The sequence below is a fragment of the Delftia acidovorans SPH-1 genome (assembly GCF_000018665.1).
Taxonomy (GTDB): domain Bacteria; phylum Pseudomonadota; class Gammaproteobacteria; order Burkholderiales; family Burkholderiaceae_C; genus Comamonas; species Comamonas acidovorans.
Genome location: NC_010002.1, coordinates 5,112,837 through 5,133,951, shown reverse-complemented (window position 1 = coordinate 5,133,951; position 21,115 = coordinate 5,112,837). Strand labels below are relative to the sequence as shown.

The following is a 21,115-nucleotide window of genomic DNA, read 5'->3' as shown; positions in this document are numbered from 1 at the left end:
AGGGGGCTGCATGATCGGCTCCGGCAACATCAACTACCTGCGGTTCCTGATCACGGGCGACAGCTCGCAGCTGCAGGCCGAGGTCGAGAAGTCCAAGCGCACCGTCACGGGCATGGTCGATGGCATGGCCGGCTCGCTCGGGCGCCTGGGCACGCTGCTCGGTGGCGTTTTTGCCGGCGTGTCCGTCACGGCGTTCGTCGGCAAGCTGGTATCGGTGCAGCGCGAATTCGACGTGCTCAACAGCTCGCTGGTCACGGTCACGGGCAGTGCCCAGGCGGCTGGCCGGGAGATGGCCTGGATCAAGACCTTTGCCAAGGACACGCCCTATGGGCTGGCCCAGGCCACCGAGGCTTTCGTGAAGATGAAGGCCTTGGGCCTTGATCCCACCCAGGCCAAGCTCACCAGCTTCGGCAATACGGCCGCTGGCATGGGCAAGAGCCTCATGCAGATGATCGAGGCCGTGGCGGATGCGGCCACGGGCGAATTCGAGCGCCTGAAGGAATTCGGCATCAAGGCGTCCAAGCAGGGCGACATGGTGGCGTTCACCTTCCAGGGCGTCACGACCCGGGTGAAGAACTCGGCCAAGGACATCACCGACTACCTGGAGAACATCGGCAACACCGCCTTCGGCGGCGCCATGGAGCAGCGTGCCAAGACCCTGGACGGCGCCATTGCTGCCCTGGGTGACTCCTGGGACGAACTATTCCGCACCATCAACGAGAGCACGGGTTTTTCGGAGAAGGCTGCCGGGGGCGTGCGCCTGGTCACGGACGCCATCGATGGGCTCGGCAAGATGGTCGAGAACCACCAGGGCGTGGTGATGACCTTCCTGGGTGCTGCTGGCGGCGCGGCCGCAGCGGCGGGCCTGGTGGCCGTGGGCGGGGCCATCGGCGTGGTCAAGGGGGCCATCGTCACGCTGGCCGCCGTGCTGGCCGCGAATCCCGTGACGCTTGCGCTGCTGGGTGTTGGCGTGGTGGCTGGTGCCGGCGTGGCGGCGGTCAACATGTACGCCAAGACGGCTGCGGGCATCGAGGACGCGATTGCCACCTTGCGCGTCGAGAACGAGCGTTCCGAGGCTGCCATGGCGCGCGCCGTGGCGGGTGGCCGCACGGCTGGCGCGGACAACATCGCCAAGACCATCGAGGCACGCAAGGACCAGATTGCCAAGCTGCGGGCCGAGCTGGACATGCTCAACGCCAGCAGCAAGGGCGCGGGCGGCGGGCGTGGCTCCGTCAATCCTCCCACCGCTGCAGAGGCTGCTGCGAAGAAGGCCCAGGAAGATGCGGACGCCGAGCAGGCTCTGCTGGAGATCCGCCAGAAGCTCTACGGCGTCAACAAGGACTACCTGCCGCAGCTGCAAAAGCTTAACGAGCTGCGCCAGGCCGGCCGCATCACAGAGGCTGCCTATGTCGAGCTGGTCAGCAAGCTGGCCAAGGAAAATTACAAGGAAGACGAGTCGGCCAAGGCCCGTGCCAGCTCGGCCAAGCAGCTGCACACGGCCTATGGCAACCTGGTCGATTCCATCGAGGAAAAGATTGCAGCCCAGCGCCTGGAGATCTCCGGCGGGGAGAAGCTGGGCGAGGCCGACAAGCTGCGCATCAAGTATTCGCAGGACCTGCTGGGCTCGCTCAAGGGGCTCAATGCTGGAGAGCGCGCCAACATCGAAGCCAAGCTCAAGACCCTCAAGACGCTGGAGAAGGAAAACGAGGCCCGGCAGAAGGCCCTGAAGCTGGCCGAGGAGGAACGCAAGTACCGCCAGGAGTGGATGACCACACAGGGCAAGACAGTCGAGGAGCTGACGGCCAGCAACCAGGCGCTGCGCGACGAGATCGAGCTGATCGGCCTGAGCGCCGAGCAGCAGCGCGTGGTCATCGAGCAGCGGCAGATGGCCATCATCCTGAGCAAGGAGCAGCAGCTGGCCGAGATGGAGCGCTCGGCTGCGCTCACCGGCACCATGACCATGGAGCACGCGCTGCTCCAGCAGGAAATCGAGCTGCTGCGCGAGCGCCTGGGTCTGACCTCGGTGAAGGCTTCGCGCGAAGCCTCAGCCGACGCGGCAAAGGCCAGCACCTCGGAGTGGCAGAAGGGTGTGGACCAGATCGGGCAGAGCCTGGCTGACCAGTTGATGCAGGGCGGTCAATCATTCGGTCAATACCTGAAGAATCTGGCGCGCACGCTGGTGTTCAAGCCGTTGATCCAGGCCACGGTCCAGATCGCTGGCGGTGCCCTGGGCAGTTTGTTTGGCGCACCCGCTGCTGCTGGCCAGAGTGGTGGTGCAGGCATGGGCATGCTCAACAACCTCGGCGCGCTGGGTGCAGGTGCCCAGGCAATGTGGGGCTTCCTGCCGGGCGCCTCGGCTGCCAGCCTTGCTGGTGCCAATGCCGTTGGCATGGTTGGCGGTGATGCCCTCGGTGCCTTGATCGCAGGCAATGGCAGCTGGGCCGGTGTCGGCAGCAGCTTCGGCTCGCTGATGTCTGGCATCGGCGCTGCGATGCCCTGGATTGCGGGTGCCATCGCCATTTTCTCGCTGCTCAAGGGCGGATTATTTGGTTCGCGCGGTGCCAACCACGTTGGCGCGGCCTACAGCACCACGGGCGCGGGCAATGACAAGGCCGCCGAGATGCTGTTCGATCGTGCGGGCGGTGACTGGTATGACGACCTGACCAAGCGCCATAACGCTGATCTTGAGAAGCAACTTGGCAAGACCGTGGATTCGCTGTCCGATGTCTACAAGCGTCTCGCGCGATATGCCGGTGACAGCGCCAAGCAGATCGATATCGTCGCGGGCTTTGCGTCGAATCCCAAGTACGACGACGAGGATTCCTACGGCTACTTCAAGCTGATCGACAAGGTGACCGGCGAGGTCCTGAGCAGCTACACCAAGCGCGATGGCGCGCTTGGCACGGACCCCACCAAGGCCTATGCCCAGTTCATTGCGGACATGGGCGGTGCCCTGATCGAGCAGTTGAAAAAGGCTGATATCCCCAGCTGGATGCGCAATGTCTTCGATGACATGGGCGAAGACATCACGCTGGAGAGCTTCAACGCTGCTATGCAGACCGTGGAGCTGACGGGCGCGGCCATTGAGGGCTGGACCCGCAACATCACCAATTTCGGCAAGCTGGGTGACGAAGCCATTGCCAAGCTCATCAAGAGCGCGGGCGGCATCCAGGACCTGATCGCGGGCATGGATGCGTTCTACACCAGCTTCTACAGTGAGCGCGAGCGCATCGAGAACGCGGCCAAGGCCGTGGACAAGGCGCTGAAGGATCTCAAGATCGACATCGATCCCCGCATGGGCCAGGACGCCAAGGCCAAGTTTCGCAAGCTCATCGAGGACGCCATGGCGGCCGGCGACGTGGAGCTTCTGGCCAAGCTCATCCCGCTGGCCAAGGAATTCGGCGCCGTGGCCGATGCCGCTGGCCAGGTGCTGGACACGCTCAAGAATGAGCGCCGGCAGTTGGAAGCCGAGTATCTGCGCGCCACGGGTCAAACCGACAAGTACCGCGAGGCCCTGCGCAAGCTGGCCACCGAAGGCATGAGCGAAGCGGAGAAGGCTGCATGGGACTACAACCAGGCCCTGCGCGAGGAGATCGCGCGCCTGGACCAGCGCACGGATCTGGAGCGCAGACTGCTGGAACTGCAGGGCAACACTGCCGAGCTGCGCAAGCGCGAGCTGGCTGCGCTGGACCCCAGCAATCGGGCGCTGCAGGAGCGCATATGGGCCATCGAGGACGAGAAGGCCGCGCAGTCTGCTGCCTATGACATGTTCCGGCGTGCGGTGGACCGCGACCGGGAGGAACTGCAGCAGCGCGTATCCGTGGTCCAGGAGACCATCAACGCCATCGCCTCGTCGGTGGACGTTCTCAAGGGCGCTGCTCAGGAGCTGTATGGCACCGTCGATTCAACGGCCCAGCTCGCGGCAGTCCGCGGGATGGTCTACATCGAGCAGGCTCTGGATGGGGTGAGGGCGGGGCGCAAGCTCTCCGAATACACCGACATCGGCGGGGCCGTGCAAGCCACCCGTGCTGGCCTGGCGTCGGGCGTGTATGCCACGGACTTCGAGCGCCGCCGCGATGCGCTGGTGTGGGCTGGCAAGTTCTCCGAGCTGGGTGACCTGGGCGAGATCCAGTTGAGCGTGGAGGAGCGCTCGCTCAAGGCGCTGCAGTCCCAGCTCGAATCCCTGGATACGCTGGCCAAGCGAGCTGATGACCTGGTCAACGGCACTGCGGCGCTCACTGGCACGGTGGACGAGCATTTCAACAAGCTCATGGCTTTCTTGAATCCGGCCAAGCCCGATCAGCCGGCTGCTGGCGGTGGTGGCAGCGGTGGCGCTCAATTGGGCGGGGGTGGCCCCAGTACCGTAGGCACGCCAGTCTTCGATCCTGATGCGGGCACGCTGACCTATCCGGACGGCAGCGTGGCGCACTTGACGCCGGACGAGGTGTATTGGCACAAGCTGATTCGCGGGGATGACTGGAAGGGGCCAGTGTTTGCCACAGGGGCAGCTTTTTCCAGCGGCGTGGTATCGCGGCCCACCGTTTTTGACATGGGCCTGATGGGTGAGGCTGGGCCGGAAGGCATCCTGCCTTTGGCCAATGTCGGCGGCAGGCTTGGCGTGTATGCCGCCACCGGCCCAGGCAGCGATGAGCTGACACAGGCGCTGCTGGCAGAGATCAGGGCCATGCGCGCTGAGCTGTCGGAGCTGCGGCAGTCATCCGCCCAGACGGCGCGGAACACGGCCGGTGCACCGCAACTGGTCGAGCAGTTTGACCAGGTCAGTGGTGGTGGCCAGCGCCTGCGCGTGAGCGCACCTGCGGCAGGGAAGGTGACGGCATGAACATTCTTCTGCCAAAAACCATCGTGGCCGAGATGTTCGGCCCCGGCACTACCGTCCCGGAAGTGGACACGGTCATGGGCGAGCAGGCCTGGGCCAGCGGGGTGGATGCCGCTGTCGGCGTCCGCCGAGTCTGGAAGGGGTCAACCTACGAGTGTGTGGGGGCTGTGTCTGGTTCGCCGGCAAACACCTACGAGCCGGGCACAACCAATGCCGCCGGGCTTTGGGAACGCGACGAGGGCGCGCCGAGTAATCGCATGGCGCCTTTCGACAAATACCTTTTCACGAAAACCCGCCGGCCTGGCTCTTTCACGTTCGTTCTCAAGCCCGGTTTCATCAACGGCCTTGCGATCTATGGGCTGGAGGCTGACACGCTCGACATCACTGTGCGGGCCGCGGGTGAGGACCTGATCGAGCCGGTCCATGTGGAGCTGTGGCAGCAGGCCTTCGGTGAGTGGGAATACCTCTTCGGCGATCTGCAGCGGGGTACGTATTTCACGCTCAAGGATCTGCCCATTCATCCAGATCTGGAGATAAGCATCACGGTCTCACGCAGCAGTGCGGAAGCTATCGCTGCCGTGGGCTACATCAGCGTCGGCAATTGGAAGCGACTGCTGTTCCCGGGCCGTGCGGACATGGGGGGCACGCAGTTTGGCGTCGAGGCCAGCACTCGCGATTACTCCTACCTCGATGAGCGCAAGGACGGCACCTACACCGAGGTCGAGGGGCGCAAGGCCACCAACATCAATTTGAGCTGCGTCATCGACGCGGACCAGGCGCCGGCGGCCAAGGCGCTGCTGGACCAGATCCTGGGCAAAGCAGTCGCAATCGAGGTTGACCAGCTGCCTCGCTATGGGCACCTGGCCACCGTTGGCAAGGTAACGGGCGCTGTGCGCTCGACAGATTGGACATCGGCGCAGGTCGATCTGCAAATCAAAGGAAACGTATGACGTCTATTGTTCCAACCCCAGCGGCTCCGACAGTGCCGATATATCCAGCGCTGGGTAGCGCTGCTTTCAACCAGGAAGCTTACGCATATGGCACTGCAATGCCCTCTGTGTCGCTGCGCATTTGGGAGATCGGCAGGTCCAGCGAGATTAACGCGACTGCCTCGTACGAGTGGGCAATGGCATCGACAGATCTTCGCGACCAAGCCCAAGCCGCTGCGGGCACCTCCGTGGCAAAGGCCGGCGAAGCAGCCGCTAGCGCTGCGGCTTCGGCCGGCTCTGCAACTGCTGCATCCACGTCGGAAGGCAATGCTGCAGGCTCGGCAACGTCAGCTTCTGGCTCTGCGACGGCAGCAGCTGGCAGTGCCACGGGGGCTGCGGGGTTTGCCACGGCAGCGAATACCGCGAAGACCGGGGCGGAGGCTGCGCGCGACGCGGCGCAAGGCTTCCGTGACCAGGCGGCAGTGTTTGCGACCCAGCAGATCAAGGGCAGCAGCACGACGAGCGTGACGCCAGGCGCCGGGGCAAAGAGCTTCACGATTGAAGCGAGCCGCTCGTTTGTGACTGGCATGTATGTCGTGGCCACGTCCACCAGTGACCCGGCCACATCGATGAGCGGCTACGTGCAGAGCTACAACCTGAGCACGGGCGCCCTGGTAATCGGCGTGGATATGTACGCCGGAAGTTCGGCAAAGGCGGACTGGGTGATCGGTGTCGCTGCACCTGGCGCTGCTGACTCCATGACAACGCAGGTTCTGACTGCATCCGCTACGGCTGTGCCGGGGGTTTATTACGTGCTGGCCACTGCAGGCATCACGCTCACCATCCCCACAAATTTCAGCGCTGGCCAGGCAATCGGCTTCGGCATGTCGCGTGGCATTGCGACGGCGTATGTGGATTGGCTGACGAACAAGGTCAAGGGACGCACGCCCGGGGTGATGCAGCTGCTCAGCCAGAACGACTCTGCTGTGTGCCGCAAGGTTAATGAGACAGATGGATTTATGGAGGCCGCATGAGCTTTTTCTCTGAATTTTTCGGTGGTGGCGGCGGGGGCGGTCGCCTGCGCTACCAGGACTTCCCAACCTCCGGCACCTTCACGCCCTCGGCGATCCTGCAGGCCAATGGCGGGCCGTGTGTTGTGGTGTTGGTCGGCGGGGGTGGTGGGGGTGGTGGCTCGACCGCAGGCCTCGGTGCGGGCGGCGGCGGCGGAGGTGGTGGTGCGGTTCGCATCCAGCCGCTGACGATTACAACTGCGCAGACCGTGACCATTGGCGGCGGCGGCGCGTCGGGCACCGCTGGCAGCCCGTCCAGCATCGGATCGCTGCTGACCGCTGCAGGTGGCGGCGCGGGCGCTCTTGGCAACGGCGCCACGAATATCGGTGGAGCTGGAGCCAGCGGAGGAGGTGGTTCGCGGATCTGTGCGGGCGGCGGCGGCGGCGCTGGTGCGCCCGGTCAGGACTTCTCAAACTATGCAACAACATCTCCGGCCAGTCTGGCGGCTGGAGGCTCCGCCTCGTATGGCTCCTCCGGTGGCTATGGTTCCGATGCCAACGGCGCTAACGTCAGGAGTGGCGATGGTGGTGCCGGTCTGGAGGGATTCGGCGGCGGCGGCGGTGGCGGCGGCACGGGATCAGCGCGTCCAGGTCGTGGGTGCCACGGAGGCGGCGACGGCGGGGCAATCGGCGGCGGCGCTGGAGGGGCAGGGCGTGCCAACTCCGGCGGCGGCGGGGGTGGGGCGGGTGCGCAGTCTGGCGTGACCAACAGCGGTGGTGCTGGTGGCTCCGGCTTCTGCCGTATTTACTGGTGGGAGTAAGGACGATGGAGTACGCACTTATCAAGGGCGGCGTTGTTGTGCGCTGCATCGTTGCTGATGCGGAGTTTGTCGATGGCATCCGCGACATGTGGGACCACATCGAACCCGTTGCAGCCGGCGCGGGCATTGGCTGGGCCTGGACTGCAGCGGGCTACTCACCTCCGCCGCCTGCGCCTGCCGAGCCGGAGCATCCTGCCGAGGCGCCGCACTCATGCACCCGCCGTCAGGGCCAGCTCGCACTGCTCATGCTGGGCCTGCTCGATGCTGCTGAGGCTGCCATCGCAGCAATGCCCGAGGGGAGTGACAAGCGCGCCGCGCAGATCGAGTACGAGGCCGACACCTGGGAGCGGCACAACCCGTTTCTGTCGGCCTTGTGGGCGCAGCTGGGCGGTACGTCGGAATCGCTCGATGCCGCTTTCTTGCTCGCCGTGACGCTGTAGGAGGATCAATGCAAGACGATTTCGGAAATGCAATCAACCCTCACACGGCGCGCAACATCAATGCCCGGCTCGATGAGGGCGATGCGCGAATGACGCGCATTGAAGCAGAGCTGCGTGCGAACACCGAGGCCACGGAAAAGGTTCGTGTCAACACGGCTGAAATGGTGGAGTTCTTCGCCGCCGCGCAAGGTGCTTTCAAGGTGCTCAACTGGATCGGCAAGGTGGCCAAGCCCATCACTTACATCGTGATGATGGCCAGCGCTGGTCTTGCCTTCTGGAAGGCGCTCACCATTGGCGGGGGTGGACGATGAATGAAGCCCTGCGCAATCGCCTCTTGGCTGCAGCCGCCGGCTTGGCGGTCACTGCGGCCGGTGGCTACGTTGCCACGAAAGAGGCCGGGCCAAGCGCGGCCGTGACGCTGGCCCGTGAGATCGGGCTGTACTACGAAAGCAGCGGACGGCACATCGGCACGCCCTACATCGACCGCCTGGGCAAGGGGCAGCCGCTGACCGTCTGCGCGGGCGTCACAGGCCCCGAAGTTGTGGCGGAGCGCTACTACACGACCGAGGACTGCGAGCGCCTGGAGCGTCCCAAATACCGCGAGGCCGAGCGCTTGGCGCGGCGCGCCCTGCGGCACTGGGACGCCTACAACGTGTGGGTGCAGGCCAGCTTTATCGACATGGCCTACAACGTGCCCTCGGCGCTGTCACCTGACACCACGGTCATGCGGCTGGCCAACGCCGGGCAGCTCAATGCGGCATGCGAGCAGATGCCGCGATGGGTCTATGGGACGGTCAACGGCGTTCCAACACGGCTGCCTGGTCTTGTTGATCGCCGCGATGCCACGCGCGAGCTGTGCGCGCAGTGGGGTAGGGATGGGCATTTCAGTGCTGGCCTGTTGGCGAGGGCTTCGCAATGATCAGTCCTCTCTCAACTCACTTGACTGCCGCCATTGCGGCCCTTGCCATCGGTGCTGGCGGCGCCTGGTGGACCCAGGGCCAGCGCTACGGCCTGCAGCTGGAGCAGCTGCGGCACCAACAGACCAGCACCGAATTGGAGAGCACAAGGCAGGCTGTTCGCGACATGGCTGGATTCCAGAAAGGACTGACCGATGCACTCGCAACATTTCAAGCAACAGGCCAGCGCAACGCGGCCGCACAGCAGGATCTTGACCGTAGCCTGCGCGAGCTGCGCAATGCTACTGCAGGCATGCGGGGCGACTTTGCAGGCCTCCCAGAGCGCATCGCTGGAGCTGCCCAGCCCGCCCTCGCTCAGTACGCCTCAACCTGCACAGCCGTACTCCAAGAGCTGGCAGACCGAGGTGGACGCATGGCAGAGCGCGGTGCAGACGTCGCGCGAGCGGCTGATGGCCACGCCGCTGACGCCGCGCTGATGCGGAATGCATGGCCTAAGGCGTCGCGTTGAACTCGGTGCGCTACGATCACCAAATTACCTAAGTACGGAGATGGAATGACTGCGGCGAGCGAGTACCTGTCGAAAGAGACGCTTGAGCAAGTCTCCACTGAGAGCTTTGCCCAGAACGTGGCCAATTACCGAGCCCTTCTCATCCGATGGGGGAAAGAGGTTGATGCGGACAGCGTTGATGACAAGCGAGCTCAGCTTCTTTTCAAGGAAGCTTCAATGCTTCAGGAGATCATCCAAGGTCAAATGTCAGAGGCTAGAAGTCGTGGCACATCCATCGGTGTGCCCCGGCAGGAGCTAGATGAGGTTGTCGACATTTATGCAAATGTGTTGCGCAAACTTATTCTCCGAGTTGCTAGGTCGTTGGACTTGTACGCTCCGGAATTGCAGAGGATCATTGATCTAGTAGACGAGCAGCCGGAAGGTTCGCAACCTCAACAGCTAAAAGGCTTGGCCGGGAAGGTGAAGACTGCAAGGGCTACCCAGAGCCAGCTGATAAATGACCCCGCCCACGCCAGTCTTGTTGCGCCCGCCTACTTGACGTTGATGAACGACATCGCTGCCCTAGTGCGAGAAATCGCGCCAAGAGCATCTAGCGGTGGGCCGCCGCCACCGCCACCGGCGCTTGGCGCCCAGCCATCGAGCGGCGGCGGGTCTGACCTCCCTCGCCGTGTTCAGAAATTGGAGGACAAGATGGACTCGGTAGCTGGAGACATCGCTGCCATCAAGAACACTCTGACTCGAATGGAGGAGTTCCTGAAGCATTCAGCAATGAAGCCAGACATCGCTAAGTTGGAAGAGCGTCTGACCCACACCCCTACAAAGGCTGAGATGTACATTGCAGGAGGCGCCGCAATCGCAGCGATCATGGGACTGATGGCAAAGGGGTTTGGCTGGCTTTAGATCAATCATTCAATGTCCTGAAGAGAACAAAGTGCTATCTCTAGTCCTCCACCTTCTGACTTCAGCTATAGTCTTGAAATCTGTTAGAGATTCTGTAGAAGGAGTTGAAAGTGGGCGAGGCAAAGAGACGCGGAAGTAGGCAAGATCGCATTGATCAAGCAAAGATTAGGCCAGAGGTAAAATTGAAGGCTGGATCGATCCCTGATCTCAATGAGATCATCAGGCTAAAAAACAAAGCAGGACGTTTGAATGATGCTTTTAATGGATTGACGACTCCATCATCTATTGATGAAAATGTCAAAATTTTCGCCCAAAAAATCGGCGGGAAAGATCCGATTTTTTTGGAATGTCAGCCTGAGTTGTGGAGCCGACAGAGTTGCTGTGACTCAAACGTTTTGGAATACATCAAGACGAATGGTGGAAGAATGCTTTGCGGATACCGTATATGGTATACACCTCCGCGTTACATTGAAGGCGAGCGGCATGCTGTTTGGACGGATGGCACAAACATCCGGGATGTATCCTTTGTCGATACAGGCGAGGAAAAAACTGTCTTCGTTGCTGATGAGCATGCGTTTGCTGATGCACCACGCAAAGTGCGATTGGCGTTCGGGGCGGAAGATAAGCAGGCTCTAGAGGCATACGAGCGCTTAGAGAGCCATGTCCCAATCGGCATTATGTCACCGGAGAAAGCTTGGGAAACATCGATAACTTATGCGCAATGGCTCGAGGGCAAGCGCATGCCTAACCTCATCCCGGGCTTCTTACGGTAAGCGAAGGATTTACGGGCGCTATCGACCCAACCGTTCCGTCGATTGCCACCATCTCGGCCCGGGTTGTGCTCACTCCTCCGGGCATCGCTCCATAGCCCAGTCTAGCGCTGCCTCGGCCGTGTCATGCGGCCCGTCGAAGGCAAGAATGCCGCGCTCATCGTCCCAGAGCTCCCCGGTCCAGCGCCGTGCAGAAGGGAAGGGTAGGTGCCCATAGTCCACTATGACCGCATACCAGCCGGGCGTCGTGGGCGCGCCGCCCCAGGACAACGAGTCCATGATGCTCAGCCAGCGAGCTGCTCCAGTTGCACCGCTCCCTTGCCGACCCAATGCCAGAAGCGGTGGCGCCCGTGGCCATACATCTGCAGCTCGAATGTGATGCGCACGCGCCCGGCAAGCAGGGTGTTGATCTCGCAGGTGATCTGCTGGGGTTGCTCCCGTCCAGCGACAGGCAGCAGGCGCTGTGCTGCGGACATCTCTTCGCCACGCACTTTGGCGATTACGCCGCGTTCGATCTGGTTGTGGTTTTGCATGGTGAGCTTTCAGAAGGGGGCCGGCGACCGGTCAACGGAGACCGGGCCACAGCCGCTGTACACGCGGTCATCTCCCGGGCCCCAGACGACGAACCAATCGCTGTGGATTTGCTCGATGCGATAGTCCTCAGGCAGCCCTGGCAGCACCTGCTGTGTTGGCCAATCCAGCCATTTCGGGTAGGTGAGCAGCGTCGGAAATTCTTCGTACTTGAGCATGCCGAACTCCATCAGTAGTCGAACTCGCAGGACCACTCCTGCGCGTGCCATGCGCGGTCACAGTGCTCCAAACCGCTGAACTTCATCTTGCCCGCGCACGCGTAGATCAGCCGCGGCTCGAACAGTTGGTTCTTGCCGTCGTCTCCGAGGATGCGCAGCACGGGAACGGTCCGCTTCTCGCCAGGCACGGGTGCATGCAGCAGGTCCAGTTCGCCCCTGACCTCTTGCTGTGGTCCGCGGTGATAGCTGCGCGCGCCGGCTTCCCTGAGGATGGTGACTTTGACTTTCATGACTGTATAAATATACAGTTATATGGCAGAGCGAGAAAAGTTAGCATCCACTTATGTGCAATCGATATAACACCCCGCGTGAGATCGAAGTTGAGCGCATGTGGAGGGTCGGCCGGCAGGCGCCACTGCCATGGTGGAAGCCGCACGTCACACCACTGGCCCTGGGGCCGTACATCAAGCCCGGTGGCGAGATTGATGTAGGGCAGTGGGGCATGATCCCGCGCAGTTCGAAGACGCGCCGGCCCATGACGGCTGGCGGCAAGCCGATGAGCACGAACAACGCGCGGCGCGAGATGCTGGCCAAGTCGTGGACATTCGCGCCTGCCTGGCGCGCGGGCCAGCGCTGCCTGATTCCCGTGGAGTCGTGGGTGGAGCCGTACTGGGGCCTCGGATCGCGCAATGTGTGGTGGTCGTTCCGGCGCGCGGACGGCTCACCTGCGGCCCTGGCCGGGCTGTACAGCGAATGGACTGACCCCGAGACTGGCGAGCTTGTGCCGAACTACACGATGATCACGCAGCCGGCGGACGGGCACCCTGTCTTGGCCCTGATGCACAGAACCGAAAAGGAAAAGCGCGGCGTGGTGATGCTGGAGCCAGGCGATTGGGATGCCTGGCTGAATGGCAAACCGAAACAGGCGGATGCGCTCATCAAGCTGCCGCCGCTGGGTGTGCTGGTCAGCGGGGCCGAGAGACCGGAGGAGGAGGCCCTGCTGCCCGACGAGCAGTTGGCGGCGCTGAAGGCTGAGGGGTAGGGCGACGGCAGGCCCTTGGCGATGTTGATTTCTCCCAGGGTGGATGTAGGCCCCCAAGCGCAAAAAAGCCCCCTCGACATCTGTGAAGGTGCCGAGGGGGCTTTGTCTTTTTGAGACTTCTGGTTAGAAGGCTATGAATTTGGTTAGAAGAAAGGGGCTAGCCCTTCGAGCTAACCCCTTGATTCTGTGGTCGGAGCCACGAGATTCAGGCTCGCGACCTCCGCGATCAGCCTTTGATGGATCGAGGATCGCTGCCGTGGCTGTCTTTCTGAGCGATCTGGCCATTTTTGTTGTGAATGTAAAATTCACTACCTTGGTTCCGGCTGATGGTGCGGCCTATATCCACAGCCTCCTGCTTGGTTGATGTGTGTACGCTGGCACGTTGTGCGCCGCCAGCCTTCACATCCCAGCCGCCGGATTTGTTGGGAACAACATGATGAGATTTGGCCATTTGGGCCTCCACTGGAAAGTTGATGATGGGTGGCTAAACCATTTCAGCCACCCTCCAGCGCACTTCGGCGCTGGCACCGGCAAGGCCGGGCGCATGGGCCTAAACGCCCTACATGAACAGCGGTAGCTGCCCAGGATGGGAGCGCCAGTGTTGGCACACCCACTCCCATTGCCCCTTGCGGAAGCGATGGTAGGCGCTGACATAGACGCTCTTCAAGCGGTTGGCTGACATTGCTGTCCTCCTATGCGAGAGACCGAAGGGTTTTACTTGCCCTATGCGCCACTGCTAGATAAAATTCCAGCCGTCCTGCAAGACCGGTGCATGGGTGTCGAGGGAACCCTTCCTCAACCTCTTCATCGTCAGAGCCCCGAGGTGTTGGAAGCACTTCGTGGGCTTTTTCTTTTAAGTGTCGAACAGTCCAATCTCTAATTTAGGCGCGATCACTTTGCGCTCCACAAGCTTGCTTAAGCGATAGCGCGCTGCTTGGGTGCTAGTGCCGCAAAGTTGGGCAAGTTCGTGGGCAGAGCGTGCTTCTTGGCAAAGGCTTGCCGGCATCATGAGCGCTGCGGTTAGTGCCTTTGCCTGCCACTCCGAGTCCTCACAAAACCTGTGTTCTCCGAGGACAGCACCCCGATGCAGGGTAACAGCATGCTCTAAAACGATATGGGACAGTTCGTGTATCACGGTGCTGCGAGCGAAGACATCGTCTGCAAAAAGTCCTTCATAGACATCTTCACGCAGGACGACCACATGGCGCTCTGGGATGGTGAAGGCGGCGCAGTCGTTCAGTTCCTCCACAGATACATACATGTAGTTGTATCCAGCCTTCGGCAACGTTTGCTCCAGCACCTTAAGGCAGTCAATTGCCTCAATCGCACGGCCTTGCCGAACGATTCTCGGCAGGAGAGGCCGAAGCCCATCCGCGACCGTTTCTAGCTTGGCGTAGCTCATCGGTGCGACCTTCATGCCGCTTGGGTTCCGCGCGTGGGTGCTGTTACCGAAAGTAGTCATCGTCTTAGCCCTTGCGATTTTTGATCCATGCCTCCAACTCCGGAGTGGGTTGGTTGCCCTCTTGCAAGCGGCGAGCGAATGCGGCCACAAGCCCTCTGGCATCGGGAGTAAGCGTGTTTACCATCACTATGTCGCGTGATGCCTCAGCTGCTTGACGAACCCCCTGCAGTTCCTCGGTCGAGGCCCAGGTGCTGAGAAATTTGACTGCTTGGTCGGTATGTTGCTCAGTGAGGCGTCGATCCCCGTACTCGATTCCGCTGAGGTAAGAAGGGCTGATGCCCATTGCATCTGCCATCGATTTCAAAGAAGAGTCGTACCTCATGCGTAGGTGGCGGACTTTCTCGCCGAATGGTGTGAGCTTCATGATTTCTCCTGGGTGCGGGTGCGGGTGCGGGGTTCTTAGCAGTATTGTAGATTGCTTCGCAAGATTGTGAACATGATCGCAGTGTAGCGTTGTAAAAAGATTTGTGAAGCTGGGTTTTTATACAGCATATTTGGTGCGTATTGACTAGCCTAGATGCAGTTGACGGGGTCCTGCTTCCTGAGTGGCTGAACGTGCTGAAGGGCGCGAGGCCGGCTTCAGGTTGCGCATGTTGATCCCAGAAGCGCGAAAGCCCCCTAAGCAGCCGTGATGATGGCGCCGAGGGGGCTTTGTCTTTTTGCGGCTTCTGGTTAGAAGACCCTGAATTTGGTTAGAAGAAAGGGGTTAGCTCTTTCGAGCTAACCCCTTGATTCATTGGTCGGAGCGGCGGGATTCGAACTCGCGACCCTCTGCTCCCAAAGCAGATGCGCTACCAGGCTGCGCTACGCTCCGACTAAAACGCTATTGTAGCGTCAAAAAAATGGGTATTTCCGCAATGGGCGAATTTTTTGCTCAACGCGAGCCGGGTCCCGGGCCGCGGTTGGCCAGGTGGCGGAAGGTGATGCGGCCCTTGGTCAGGTCGTAGGGCGACATCTCCAGCGATACCTTGTCGCCAGCCAGGATGCGGATGTGGTGCTTGCGCATCTTGCCGCCGGTGTAGGCGATCAGCTGGTGTCCGTTTTCCAGCGTCACACGAAAGCGAGAGTCAGGCAGGACTTCCGTGACGGAACCCTGCATTTCAATCAGTTCTTCTTTGGCCATGTGTTCAATCTCTCAGGTCTGGGTCGGTTGCGGCACTCACTTGTCGGAACCACGAAGGCCTTGCCTGGCCCACAGAACATGGGGTACGTGGGCCGAGGCTGAAAAAGCAGTGGATGTTCTGCGCAAGAGGCGCAGACCGAACGGAAGGCCAGGTCACAATGGTGTCGCAAAGGCAAAGCCCGGCAACAGCTAAACCTCCCAATTCTACAGCGTTGCATTCCCGCGCGTGCGCGGCCCAATGCGGCCGTCGCACGCAAAACACAGGTTGGATTTTTGCTGGAACGGTGCTGCCTTTGTCATCTGCGTTTCATCCGCGGCCTCCGGAAATCGTGCGCTTGGCTTCAACGCGGGCGTGACAAGTGCTGAAAGCGGCGGGAGGAGTGGAGGGCGAGGGGTGTGGGTTGGCTAGAATCCGCCCACAACTTCTATTACTTTCATAGCAAAACCTCGATGTCTGATCGACTTGCCGTTCTCTCCCAGTATCTTTTGCCCAAGCAGGCGCTGACTGCCGTCATGGGGCGCCTGGCCCAGGCGCGTGCTGGCGACCTGACCACGGCAGTCATCCGGCGCTTCATTGCACGCTATGGCGTGGACATGTCGGAGGCGGCCGATTCCGATCCTGCGGCCTATGCCAGCTTCAACGAGTTCTTCACGCGGGCGCTCAAGCCCGGTGTGCGGCCGCTGGCTTCGGCCGACTGGGTCTGTCCGGTGGATGGGGCCATCAGCCAGATCGGCGCCATCGAGGGCGAGCAGATCTTCCAGGCCAAGGGACACAGCTACAGCGCCACGGCGCTGGTCGGAGGCGATGCGCAGTTGGCGCGGCAGTTCGACAACGGGCATTTCGCCACCATTTACCTGAGCCCGCGCGACTACCACCGCATCCACATGCCCTGTGCCGGCCGGCTGCGGCGCATGATCTATGTGCCGGGCGAACTGTTCTCGGTCAACCCGGTCACGGCGCGCGGCGTGCCGGGCCTGTTTGCGCGCAACGAGCGCGTGGTCTGCGTTTTCGATACCGACCACGGTCCCATGGTGCTGGTGCTGGTGGGCGCCACCATCGTGGGCAGCATGGGAACGGTGTGGCACGGCATCGTCAATCCGCCCCGTCCCGGACGCATCCAGGACTGGCGCTATGACGACCAGTCCATCGTCCTGGGCCAGGGCGAGGAAATGGGGCGCTTCCAGCTGGGCTCCACCGTCGTCATGCTGTTTCCCGCATCGGCAGGGCTTCGCTTCAACGGGCAGTGGACGCATGCTGCGCCCGTGCGCCTGGGCCAGAAGATGGCAGGGCGCAACGAGGCCTGAGCCTGGATGGATGATCGATGAAACCGGGCCCAGGCCCGGTTTCTTTCAAAGGATCCAGCTCAGGGCTTCAGGGCGCCGCTGTGTGGTGAACATCGAAGGCGTGATGCTCAGCCGTTCAGGCCTGACGGGGTCTTCATGGCCGACCAGGTAGACCATCAGTTCGCGGCGACGCAGTATCACGTGGCTGACCTTCTCGGCCTTGCCGTTTTGCGTGACATGCGTGCCGGGGCGAAACAGCGGCATCTGGAAGGTGAAGCTGCGCGGATCGGCCGGTGGCGCGATCGCGGTGCTGGGAGGGGCTTCGAGTGTGGCAACCATAGGCTTGATGTGCATGAGTGGACGCTGCCAACTCTATCGACACTGCCGCGCCAAACTGTAGGGCCGCCGGGGGGCGGCCACGAGGAATCATGCCTGCGGGTGGGAAACGCCGAGGATGGCGTGCAGCCGTGCGCTGGTCGTCGTGTACTGCAGCAGCGGTTTTTCGCCCTGCAGATACTCGGCGGCGGCAAAGGCCGCCATGGTGGCTTCATGGAAGCCGCACAGGATCAGCTTGTGCTTGCCCGGGTAGCTGACGATGTCGCCAATCGCATAGATGCCTGGCGCATCGGTGGCCTGGGTTGCAGGGTTCACCAGCAGCTGCTTGCGCTCCATGGCCAGGCCCCATTCGGCGACCGGGCCCAGGCGGGGGGAGATGCCCAGGCAGACGACCAGTTGCTGCGCCGCCAGTTCGTGCTCCTGGCCTTCGCCATCCATCCACTGCACGGCGCGCAGTTGGCCTGCATCGGCATGCAGTTGCGTGATCTGGCCGATCACCACGCGGATGGCGCCGCTGTCGCGCAGCTCCTGCAGGCGCTCCAGCAGTACGGCCGAAGCCTGGAAGGCGTCGCGGCGGTAGAGCAGATAGGTGGCCTGGGCCCTGTCGGCGCAGGCAATGGCTGCGGCCACGGCCTCTTCGTCGCCACCGTGGACGATGGCGGTCTGGCCGCGCACCATTTCCAGATCGGCAGGATGGTAGTGAAGCTGGCCTGCAGCCAGCAGCTCCACGCCGGGCACCTTCAGCGCCTTGGGCACAAAGGCACCCACGCCAGCCGCAATGAAGACGCTGCGCGCGTGCAGTTCAAGGCCGTGCGTGGTCTGCGCCAGCCAGCGGCCATCGTCCATGCGCTGCAGCTGGGAGACCTGCTGGGAAAGGTGCAGTTGCGCGTCCATGGGCGCGACCTGCCGCTGCAGCAGCTGGACCAGTTCATGGCCCGTGCATACCGGAATGCCGGGAATGTCGTAGATGGGCTTGTCGCCGTACAGCTGCGCGCACTGCCCGCCCACATGGGGCAGGGCATCGACGACATGGCAGCGAATGCCTTGCAGGCCCAGCTGAAACACCTGGAACAGGCCCGCCGGGCCCGCGCCTATTACGAGGGCATCGGTCTGGATCGGTTGCGTGCCGGAGGTGTCTTGCATGGGCTGCGCGGCTTCAGCGTTCGAGCTGGTCCAGCTTGCCGGGCTTGCCGTTCCAGTCGTCGGCGTCGGGCAGCGAGGCCTTGCGCTTGGTGATGCTCTTCCAGCCCTTTTCCAGCGACAGCTCGGCATTGAGCTTGATGAAGGCCAGTTGGTCGGCGGGGACGTCTTCCTCGGCAAAGATGGCATTGGCCGGGCATTCGGGAATGCACACGGCGCAGTCGATGCACTCGTCAGGATCGATCACGAGGAAGTTGGGGCCTTCGCGGAAGCAGTCCACGGGGCAGACATCCACACAATCTGTGTATTTGCACTTGATGCAGTTTTCGGTGACGACGTGAGTCATGGGAGTCTTTTATGGCAGTGTGAATGTCGGTATCAACCCGGGATTCTAAAATTTTTCAGGAGCCAGTCCCGCACATGGCAAGGATTCTGGCGCGGACTGCTGCGGTTTTCCGAAAGCCCACGAGCCGGCATGTGCCGGCTCGCGAAGCGGGACTGTCCAGTTGCTCAATCCAGCAGTGCAGCGCCTGCGGTAGCGTGGCTGGCCGTGTCCACAAGGATCAGCGCACCCAACTGGCGGGCCTGGGCGAAGGGCGCTGCGGGAATGCTTTCCTGCAGCAGCAGCTCCACGCGGCCGATGGCGTTGGGCTCCAGCTGGGTGGCCTCTTCCTGGGCCAGCGTGTGGATGTTCAGGCGGTGCACCACGCGGCGGGCCTTGGCCTTGATCCAGCGGTGGCCATGCAGCGCCAGGTAGGTGCGGCCGGGGACCAGCGGCTGCTCGTCCATCCAGGCCACGGTGGCGGTCAGCTCGCGCTTGCTGGGCCATGCGGGCTGCGCTTGCGGGGCGTCGAAGTCGTCATCGGCAGCGGCCGCTGCAGCCGCAGGGGCTGCGACGAGCCAGTCGCCGCGCGAGACATCGACCTCGCGGTCCAGCGTGATGCCGGCCGACAGGCCTGCGTCGATGGAGCCGGGGACGCGGGCATGGTCCAGCACCTGGGCAATCACGGCCTGCTGGCCGCTGGGCAGGATCTGCACGGCGTCGCCCACGCGTGCGCGGCCTGCGGCCACGCGGCCCCAGAACACGCGGCGGCCCTGGCTGGTATCGGCCGAGGACGAGAATTTCTCCACCCACTGCACGGGAAAGGCCAGCGCCAGGCCGGTGTCGGTCGGCGTGTTGGGCAACTGCTCCAGCAGCTGCAGCAGGCTGGGGCCGTCGTAGCCGGCCCAGCCGGGCTCGGCGTTGACCACATTGAAGCCCTTGAGGGCCGAGACGGGCACGGTGGCCGCGGAGGCAATGCCGGCCTCGGCCGTGAAGCGCTCCAGCGCGCCGCGGATGTGGACGAAGGCCTGTTGCGGGTCTTCGACGGCGTCGAGCTTGTTGACGGCAAACACCAGCGAGTGCACGCGCAGCAGGTGGGCCAGCAGGCTGTGGCGGCGTGTCTGCGGCAGCAGGGTGAGCTGCGGGTTCTTCCAGTCGAGCTTGGTGGCATCGACCAGCACCACGGCGGCGTCGGCGCTGCTGGCGGCGGTGACCATGTTGCGCGTGTACTGCTCATGGCCCGGCGCGTCGCCGATGATGAACTTGCGGCTTTCGGTGGCGAAGTAGCGGTAGGCCACGTCGATGGTGATGCCCTGCTCGCGTTCGGCCGACAGGCCGTCGGTCAGCAGCGCCAGGTCGGTCTCGCCGCTCTTGGTGACGCCGGCCAGCTGGTCCTGCAGCACGGCGCGCGTGTCCACCAGAAGTCGGCCGATCAGCGTGCTCTTGCCGTCATCGACGGAGCCGCAGGTGATGAAGCGCAAGGCCGAGGCGTTGGCGGCGGTCTGCTGTGTGGCCTGGCTGGCCTGGGTGGCCGTGGAATCCGCGACGGCTGCGTCGGCGGCAATGCTTGCGGTGGTCATCAGAAATATCCGTCCTTCTTGCGCTTTTCCATGGAGGCGTCGCTGGTCTTGTCGTCCATGCGCGTGGCGCCGCGTTCGCTGACTTCGGCGGCCAGGGTTTCGAGCACGATGTCGGCTGCCGTGGCGGCTTCGCTTTCCACGGGGCAGGTGCAGGTGATGTCGCCCACGGTGCGAAAGCGCACGTCGCGCACCACGACTTGCTCGCCGTCGCGCGGGGGTGTGAGTTCGGTCACGGGCACCAGCAGGCCGCGGCGCTCCACCACTTCGCGCTTGTGCGTGTAGTAGATGCTGGGCAGGGCGATCTGCTCGCGCTCGATGTATTGCCAGACATCGAGTTCAGTCCAGTTGCTGATGGGGAACACGCGGAAGTGCTCGCCGGGGGCCAGACGCGTGTTGAACAGCGTCCACAGCTCGGGGCGCTGGGCCTTGGGCTGCCATTGGCCGAAGCTGTCGCGGTGGCTGAAGATGCGTTCCTTGGCGCGGGCCTTTTCCTCGTCGCGGCGGGCGCCGCCGATCAGGGCGTCGAAGCGGAATTCATCGATGGCCTCCAGCAGCGTCACCGACTGGTGGACGTTGCGGCTTTCGCCCGGATGGGCCAGGCGCACGGTGCCGCGTGCCATGGAATCCTCGACGCTGCGCACGATGAGTTCGGCACCGAGCTCCTTGGCACGCAGGTCGCGGAAATCGGTCACTTCCGGGAAGTTGTGGCCGGTGTCGATCATCAGCAGCGGATAGGGGATGCGGCCCTTGCCGAAGGCCTTTTCGGCGCAGCGCAGCATGACCAGCGAGTCCTTGCCGCCCGAAAACAGCAGGGTGGGGCGCTCGAAGGCGGCGGCCACTTCGCGCAGCACGAAGATGGTTTCCTCTTCGAGGGCGTCGAGGTGGCGGTTGCTGAGATGGCTCAGCACGGAGGTGTCCACACGGGCATTCATTTCTTGGTTTCCA

At 62.7% G+C, this 21,115-nt stretch carries 24 protein-coding genes and 1 tRNA gene; 12 read left to right on the top strand and 13 right to left on the bottom strand.

Going from position 1 to position 21,115, the window contains the following annotated elements:
- The first annotated feature begins 10 nt into the window (after positions 1–10).
- From DACI_RS23545 to DACI_RS31645, 10 genes are all read left to right on the top strand, one after another.
- Positions 11–4,840, top strand: coding sequence for a tape measure protein (locus DACI_RS23545; RefSeq protein WP_012206475.1), 4,830 nt, complete (start codon positions 11–13; stop codon positions 4,838–4,840).
- Positions 4,837–5,787, top strand: a complete 951-nt coding sequence (locus DACI_RS23540) for a hypothetical protein (protein ID WP_012206474.1) — start codon at positions 4,837–4,839, stop codon at positions 5,785–5,787. Before DACI_RS23545 ends, DACI_RS23540 begins: the two co-directional genes overlap by 4 nt.
- A gap of 176 nt (positions 5,788–5,963) precedes the next feature.
- Positions 5,964–6,800: a hypothetical protein gene (locus DACI_RS23535; RefSeq protein WP_225970990.1), complete on the top strand. Its 837-nt coding sequence runs from the start codon at positions 5,964–5,966 to the stop codon at positions 6,798–6,800.
- On the top strand, positions 6,797–7,597 hold the full coding sequence (locus DACI_RS32850; protein ID WP_012206472.1) for a glycine-rich domain-containing protein: 801 nt from the start codon (positions 6,797–6,799) through the stop codon (positions 7,595–7,597). Before DACI_RS23535 ends, DACI_RS32850 begins: the two co-directional genes overlap by 4 nt.
- 5 nt (positions 7,598–7,602) lie before the next feature.
- The gene (locus DACI_RS32655; RefSeq protein WP_012206471.1) at positions 7,603–8,037 is read left to right on the top strand and encodes a hypothetical protein; all 435 of its coding nucleotides are present in this window, start codon (positions 7,603–7,605) and stop codon (positions 8,035–8,037) included.
- Between the two features lie 8 nt (positions 8,038–8,045).
- Complete coding sequence (locus tag DACI_RS23520) at positions 8,046–8,348, top strand: hypothetical protein (RefSeq protein ID WP_012206470.1); 303 nt, start codon at positions 8,046–8,048, stop codon at positions 8,346–8,348.
- Positions 8,345–8,956: a lysozyme gene (locus DACI_RS23515; protein ID WP_012206469.1), complete on the top strand. Its 612-nt coding sequence runs from the start codon at positions 8,345–8,347 to the stop codon at positions 8,954–8,956. Before DACI_RS23520 ends, DACI_RS23515 begins: the two co-directional genes overlap by 4 nt.
- Before the next feature lie 303 nt (positions 8,957–9,259).
- On the top strand, positions 9,260–9,430 hold the full coding sequence (locus DACI_RS32250) for a hypothetical protein (protein ID WP_157059699.1): 171 nt from the start codon (positions 9,260–9,262) through the stop codon (positions 9,428–9,430).
- A 77-nt stretch (positions 9,431–9,507) separates the two neighbouring features.
- Complete coding sequence (locus DACI_RS23510) at positions 9,508–10,362, top strand: hypothetical protein (RefSeq protein ID WP_043782386.1); 855 nt, start codon at positions 9,508–9,510, stop codon at positions 10,360–10,362.
- 110 nt (positions 10,363–10,472) lie between these two features.
- Complete coding sequence (locus DACI_RS31645) at positions 10,473–11,135, top strand: hypothetical protein (protein WP_197968050.1); 663 nt, start codon at positions 10,473–10,475, stop codon at positions 11,133–11,135.
- Between the two features lie 281 nt (positions 11,136–11,416).
- Here DACI_RS31645 and DACI_RS23495 read toward each other — a convergent pair whose 3' ends face one another.
- From DACI_RS23495 to DACI_RS23485, 3 genes are read right to left on the bottom strand one after another with little or no spacing between them, the layout of a single operon-like run.
- Positions 11,417–11,665, bottom strand: a complete 249-nt coding sequence (locus DACI_RS23495) for a hypothetical protein (protein WP_012206467.1) — start codon at positions 11,663–11,665, stop codon at positions 11,417–11,419.
- A 9-nt stretch (positions 11,666–11,674) separates the two neighbouring features.
- Positions 11,675–11,881, bottom strand: coding sequence for a hypothetical protein (locus DACI_RS23490; protein ID WP_225970989.1), 207 nt, complete (start codon positions 11,879–11,881; stop codon positions 11,675–11,677).
- 11 nt (positions 11,882–11,892) lie between these two features.
- A complete protein-coding gene (locus DACI_RS23485; RefSeq protein WP_012206465.1) occupies positions 11,893–12,171 on the bottom strand; it encodes a hypothetical protein in 279 nt (92 codons plus the stop codon).
- A gap of 53 nt (positions 12,172–12,224) precedes the next feature.
- Here DACI_RS23485 and DACI_RS23480 point away from each other — a divergent pair, with 53 nt between their 5' ends.
- Positions 12,225–12,923, top strand: coding sequence for an SOS response-associated peptidase (locus DACI_RS23480; RefSeq protein WP_012206464.1), 699 nt, complete (start codon positions 12,225–12,227; stop codon positions 12,921–12,923).
- A gap of 226 nt (positions 12,924–13,149) precedes the next feature.
- Here DACI_RS23480 and DACI_RS31640 read toward each other — a convergent pair whose 3' ends face one another.
- The 5 genes from DACI_RS31640 to infA form a co-directional block, all read right to left on the bottom strand.
- The gene (locus DACI_RS31640; RefSeq protein WP_012206463.1) at positions 13,150–13,374 is read right to left on the bottom strand and encodes a DUF2188 domain-containing protein; all 225 of its coding nucleotides are present in this window, start codon (positions 13,372–13,374) and stop codon (positions 13,150–13,152) included.
- A 402-nt stretch (positions 13,375–13,776) separates the two neighbouring features.
- Entirely contained in the window at positions 13,777–14,340 is a 564-nt protein-coding gene (locus DACI_RS23475; RefSeq protein ID WP_225970988.1) for an ImmA/IrrE family metallo-endopeptidase, read from the bottom strand.
- Between the two features lie 49 nt (positions 14,341–14,389).
- Positions 14,390–14,749, bottom strand: a complete 360-nt coding sequence (locus DACI_RS23470; RefSeq protein WP_012206461.1) for a helix-turn-helix domain-containing protein — start codon at positions 14,747–14,749, stop codon at positions 14,390–14,392.
- Between the two features lie 373 nt (positions 14,750–15,122).
- Positions 15,123–15,199: transfer RNA gene (locus tag DACI_RS23465), tRNA-Pro, on the bottom strand.
- 60 nt (positions 15,200–15,259) lie between these two features.
- On the bottom strand, positions 15,260–15,508 hold the full coding sequence (gene infA, locus DACI_RS23460; protein WP_012206460.1) for a translation initiation factor IF-1: 249 nt from the start codon (positions 15,506–15,508) through the stop codon (positions 15,260–15,262).
- A 450-nt stretch (positions 15,509–15,958) separates the two neighbouring features.
- On the opposite strand from infA, the gene asd reads away from it, so the two are divergent.
- A complete protein-coding gene (asd, locus tag DACI_RS23455) occupies positions 15,959–16,813 on the top strand; it encodes an archaetidylserine decarboxylase (RefSeq protein ID WP_012206459.1) in 855 nt (284 codons plus the stop codon).
- Between the two features lie 45 nt (positions 16,814–16,858).
- Here asd and DACI_RS23450 read toward each other — a convergent pair whose 3' ends face one another.
- The 5 genes from DACI_RS23450 to cysD all read right to left on the bottom strand — a co-directional run bounded on the left by DACI_RS23450 (position 16,859) and on the right by cysD (position 21,102).
- Entirely contained in the window at positions 16,859–17,131 is a 273-nt protein-coding gene (locus tag DACI_RS23450) for a hypothetical protein (protein WP_224986237.1), read from the bottom strand.
- A gap of 87 nt (positions 17,132–17,218) precedes the next feature.
- Entirely contained in the window at positions 17,219–18,271 is a 1,053-nt protein-coding gene (locus tag DACI_RS23445) for an NAD(P)/FAD-dependent oxidoreductase (protein WP_012206457.1), read from the bottom strand.
- A gap of 13 nt (positions 18,272–18,284) precedes the next feature.
- Complete coding sequence (gene fdxA, locus DACI_RS23440; protein ID WP_012206456.1) at positions 18,285–18,614, bottom strand: ferredoxin FdxA; 330 nt, start codon at positions 18,612–18,614, stop codon at positions 18,285–18,287.
- A 164-nt stretch (positions 18,615–18,778) separates the two neighbouring features.
- Positions 18,779–20,170 carry a sulfate adenylyltransferase subunit 1 gene (locus tag DACI_RS23435; protein ID WP_012206455.1) on the bottom strand — a complete coding sequence of 464 codons (1,392 nt, stop codon included), beginning with the start codon at positions 20,168–20,170 and terminating at the stop codon, positions 18,779–18,781.
- Positions 20,170–21,102 carry a sulfate adenylyltransferase subunit CysD gene (gene cysD / locus DACI_RS23430; RefSeq protein WP_043782375.1) on the bottom strand — a complete coding sequence of 311 codons (933 nt, stop codon included), beginning with the start codon at positions 21,100–21,102 and terminating at the stop codon, positions 20,170–20,172. The genes DACI_RS23435 and cysD overlap by 1 nt, the downstream gene beginning before the upstream one ends.
- Positions 21,103–21,115 lie beyond the last annotated feature (13 nt).